Source organism: Petrocella sp. FN5 (assembly GCF_029210395.1).
In the GTDB taxonomy this organism is placed as follows: domain Bacteria; phylum Bacillota; class Clostridia; order Lachnospirales; family Vallitaleaceae; genus Petrocella.
Map to the genome: position 1 here is coordinate 1 of NZ_JARGDP010000121.1, position 4,016 is coordinate 4,016.

The 4,016-nt window shown below is 36.0% G+C and carries 5 protein-coding genes; all 5 read left to right on the forward strand.

Going from position 1 to position 4,016, the window contains the following annotated elements; genetic code table 11:
• Window positions 1-1,005 (forward strand): permease (locus tag P0N36_RS14650; protein ID WP_330684044.1); only part of this gene is annotated, 1,005 nt, incomplete at its 5' end.
• A 15-nt stretch (window positions 1,006-1,020) separates the two neighbouring features.
• A complete protein-coding gene (locus P0N36_RS14655) occupies window positions 1,021-1,251 on the forward strand; it encodes a thioredoxin family protein (RefSeq protein ID WP_275843612.1) in 231 nt (76 codons plus the stop codon).
• 175 nt (window positions 1,252-1,426) lie between these two features.
• Window positions 1,427-1,786, forward strand: a complete 360-nt coding sequence (locus tag P0N36_RS14660; protein ID WP_275843613.1) for an ArsR/SmtB family transcription factor — start codon at window positions 1,427-1,429, stop codon at window positions 1,784-1,786.
• Window positions 1,787-1,861: 75 nt separating this feature from the next.
• A complete protein-coding gene (gene arsD, locus P0N36_RS14665; protein ID WP_275843614.1) occupies window positions 1,862-2,167 on the forward strand; it encodes an arsenite efflux transporter metallochaperone ArsD in 306 nt (101 codons plus the stop codon).
• On the forward strand, window positions 2,160-4,016 hold a 1,857-nt coding region (locus P0N36_RS14670), incomplete at its 3' end, for a TRC40/GET3/ArsA family transport-energizing ATPase (protein ID WP_275843615.1). The genes arsD and P0N36_RS14670, both read left to right, overlap by 8 nt.

Below are 4,016 nucleotides of genomic sequence, written 5' to 3' on the forward strand. Positions count from 1 at the left end.
TTAGATTTTTTAAATGGAATATGGAGTGTTTTTACCAGTATTCTAAAATTCGAGTGGTTGTATGATTTGGTAGCGGCTTTAGTGGAAAATGTGTTTAAGCTATCCATGGATACCAATTTAGGTTCCTCAGTGCATTTTTTCATCTATGATGTCATTAAGATTCTGATGCTTCTAAGTATTATGATTTTCTTAATCTCATACATAAGAAGCTACTTTCCACCTGAAAGAACCAAGAAAATTCTTGAAAAGTTTAGTGGTATAAAAGGAAATATTATGGCATCTTTGCTGGGAACGGTAACGCCTTTTTGTTCTTGCTCATCGGTGCCGATCTTCATTGGATTTGTAGAGAGTGGCATACCACTCGGTGTAACCTTTTCCTTTCTAATTACATCTCCACTTATTAATCAAGGTGCCATAATTGTTTTATTGGCTGCGTTCGGTTGGAGAGTAGCAGCTATATATATAGCAATGGGTGTCATCATTGGTATTATTGGAGGTATTATTATTGGCAAATTTAATCTAGAAGGTGAAGTAGAAGGCTATGTTTATGAGATGTCCATGGGTGAAGTGGAAATAGAAACGCTTACAAGAAAAGAACGTGCTAAATTTGCCCTAGAAGAAGTTACGAAAATAGTTAAGCATGTTTGGATTTATTTATTAATTGGTATCGGTATTGGTGCTGCCATTCATGGTTGGGCACCGGAAGATCTCCTGACCAAATATGCCGGTCCCGGTAATCCTTTTGCCGTTTTAGTTGGTGTGGCAGTTGGTATACCATTGTATGCAGACGTGATTGGTACGATTCCTATAGCAGAAGCATTGATATCAAAAGGTATGGGCATGGGTACGGCTTTATCCTTTATGATGGCAGTGGCTGCACTTTCTTTACCAGCTATGATTTTACTTAGAAAAGTCATCAAACCAAAATTACTAACTATATTTGTAATGATTACAAGTTTTGGTATAATAACAGTAGGTTACTTATTTAACTTTTTACTACATTAGAATTAGGAGGCCATTATGGAAATAAAAGTATTAGGACCAGGTTGTAAGAACTGTACAAATCTAGAAGCAAACACAAAAAAAGCATTAAAAGAATTAAACATTGAAGCGACAGTAGAAAAAGTAACAGACATGAAGGAAATCATGGGTTACGGGGTTATGAGTACACCAGCACTTGTTGTTGACGGGACACTTAAGATGATGGGTAGAGTACCGAAGCCATCGGAAATAAAAGAATATTTGGTATAGAATTAAAAGGGATTGTCAACTCTGTTGATGGTCCTTTTTGTTGTAAGAGAAAAATAATTAGCAAAAGTTAACACAGTTATAAATCAGAATTATTGCCATTGACTTGACGAAAGATAAAATATGAGGTAATATTAGTATATTCGAGTTTGCTCATATACGATTGGAGGCAATGCTAATGGAATTATCGGAAATATTCAAAACATTAGGTGATGAAAATAGACTTAGAATTCTAGGTATATTATTCAAACAAGATCTATGTGTATGTGAAGTTGAAATGATTTTAAATATGACACAATCCAATGTATCAAGACATCTGGCAAAGCTGAAGAATGTCGGAATCATTGGTTATGACAAACAAGCACAATGGGTTTATTATGAGATCAGCAAAAAATTTATAGAACGTTACCCGAAGCTATATGAATTGTTATTAGAAGAAAGTAAAATGAGTCAGTCATATGCAAAAGATATGGCTTTGCTTGAGAAGTATAAAGATAGCAAATGTTCTTTTGTAGAATTCAAAGAGACAATGTTTTAGCATATATAAAAATAAATCTAGTTCGTATATGCATAAACTCAAATATATACATACATATACAAAAAGGAGAAAATTATGATAATAGAATTTTATGATCCACCAATGTGTTGCTCTACAGGTCTTTGCGGTCCAAGTGTTGATGACAGTCTCGTAAAGCTTGGAGAAAATATTGAACATATTAAGAAAAAATACGAGGGTGCAAAAGTGGAACGTTATATGATCACCCAGCAACCGATGAAGTTTAAAGAAAATGAAAGTGTTTTCAAATTGGTTAAGGAAAAAGGTAGAGACATTCTACCAATTACTACACTTGACGGTAACATTATAAAATTCGGATCCTATCCGACATTTGAAGAATTGGAGCAAATAATTAATGAATAAAACAACGAATAAGACAGAATTTATATTTTTCTCAGGAAAAGGCGGCGTAGGTAAGACGTCTATGGCCAGTACAACAGCGGTTCATTATGCCAGTATTGGTAAAAAAACTATGATCGTTACCACAGATCCTGCTGCTAACTTATCAGATGTGTTTGATCAGGAGATTGGTCATAATATAACCAAGATTCTTGGTATCGACAATCTATACGCTATGGAGATAGATCCGGATCAATCCACTAAGGATTATAAAGAAAGATCACTAGCACCTATGAGAGAGCTTTTTGATGAAGAAATGATTAAGATTGCCGAGGAGCAACTGAGCGGACCTTGTACAGAGGAAATGGCTTCATTTGATAAGTTTATTGACTTTATGGATGATGATAACTATGACATCATCATATTTGATACAGCGCCTACAGGCCATACAATCCGTTTGCTAGAGCTTCCTGTAGACTGGAGCAAGCATATTGAGGACAGTTCCAAAGGTAGCGGACAAACCTGTATGGGGCCAGTGGCCTTGATTCAAGAAAGTAAAGCGAAATACGATAGAGCCTTATCTAGGCTGAGAGATTCAGAACAGACAGACTTTGTATTTGTTATGCAACCGGAACAAACATCTCTTCAAGAGACAATACGTGCATCCAATGAATTGGCACAGATTGGTGTGACCACAACCAGAATCATCATCAATGGGTTTATACCAGAATCTGAAATCGTTAACCCATTTTTCAAATCCAGATATGAAATGCAACAAGTTTATAAAGGAAAAGCCCATGAAGCCTTCCCTAATGTGACCATTCAGACCATGGCGTTATTTGACGGTGAACTAAAAGGCATTCATATGTTTAAAAAAAGTGGTGCAAAGCTGTTTAATGTTCCGCTTGAAGATGAAGAAGTAATTGTAGTAGAAGCTAAAGATGATTCTGTACCAAGAATTAATATGGATAACTTGGATCTTGATATTGGAAAACTCATCTACCCGGTCAAAGGAAAAAGAAAGCACATATTTTACTCAGGTAAAGGCGGCGTTGGTAAAACTTCTATGGCATGCTTAACAGCTGTCAAAACAGCAAATAAGGGATTTAAGACTTTGTTAATGACAACAGACCCTGCGGCTCATATTGGTAATGTCCTTGATAAACCAGTTACGGATGAAATTACTGAAATCGATGGTATTTCAAACCTATTTGCAGTAAAGATTGATCAGAAAAAGGCAACTCACGATTATAAGGAATCGATTTTAAAAGATGCACGGTTGAATTTTGATGCGAACACAATACAAGCCATGGAAGAAGAACTGGATTCACCTTGTACTGAAGAGATGGCGTCTTTCCAAAAATTTATGGAATATGCCAGTGGTGATGCCTTTGAGGTTATTGTTTTTGATACGGCACCAACCGGCCACACACTAAGACTTCTTGAATTACCTATGGATTGGAGCAAACAGATTCAGCTCAAAGCTGGTGTTTCCACAGAAATCAGTCTTGCGGATAAGATTCAGAAGGCACGTTTTGACAAGGTTATCAATATGATGAAAAACAAAGAAGAAACCACGTTTGGATTTGTTATGTACCCTGAAAAAACACCGATTATTGAAGCGTATCGCGCATCAGAAGAGTTAAAATCTGTAGATGTGCATACACAACTCATCGTGGCGAATCTAATTATTCCCGATGATCAAGCCGTAACACCTTTCTTTGGGAATCGTAGAAACATGCAGGAAAAATATTTGAAAGAAATCCATAATCAATTTACAGATTCACAAGTACTAAAAGTACCAATGCAGGAAAAGGAAATCAGAGGCATAGAGATGCTCAATCAGATGTCAGAAAATATCTTTGGAGGAAAT

Bases quoted from the DNA above. Each gene is read 5' to 3' on its own strand.
- P0N36_RS14655 (WP_275843612.1), top strand. From the start codon at position 1,021: ATGGAAATAAAAGTATTAGGACCAGGTTGTAAGAACTGTACAAATCTA.
- arsD (WP_275843614.1), top strand. From the start codon at position 1,862: ATGATAATAGAATTTTATGATCCACCAATGTGTTGCTCTACAGGTCTT.
- P0N36_RS14660 (WP_275843613.1), top strand. From the start codon at position 1,427: ATGGAATTATCGGAAATATTCAAAACATTAGGTGATGAAAATAGACTT.